The organism is Gilvimarinus sp. 1_MG-2023, from assembly GCF_030548285.1.
The window spans coordinates 1-311 of record NZ_JAUOSC010000647.1; the positions used below are offsets into that span (position 1 = coordinate 1).

Annotated in this window: 1 protein-coding gene; it reads left to right on the forward strand. The window is 52.4% G+C overall.

What is annotated here, in order from left to right:
* On the forward strand, nt 1-311 hold a 311-nt coding region (locus Q4563_RS18460), incomplete at both ends, for an FAD-dependent oxidoreductase (protein WP_303605545.1).

Genomic DNA, 311 nt, shown 5'->3' on the forward strand with positions numbered 1-311 from the left:
GTACCGGTGACTGTCGCAAGTTTACCCAGGGGCTGGTGGCGGCTTGCCGTGACCTCGGGGTGATTTTCATGATGGATACCGAGGTCAAGGGACTGGAAGCGTCTGGTGGTGAAATCCATGGCGTCGTGACTTCCAAAGGACGTTTGACCGCTGATAAGTATGTGGTTGCGATGGGCAGTTATTCTCCGATGCTGATGAATCCATTAGGCATCAAGTTACCGATCTATCCGATCAAGGGCTACTCACTGACACTGCCATTGCTGGATGAAAGCAAGGCTCCCCAATCCACGGTGATGGATGAAGAGTACAAG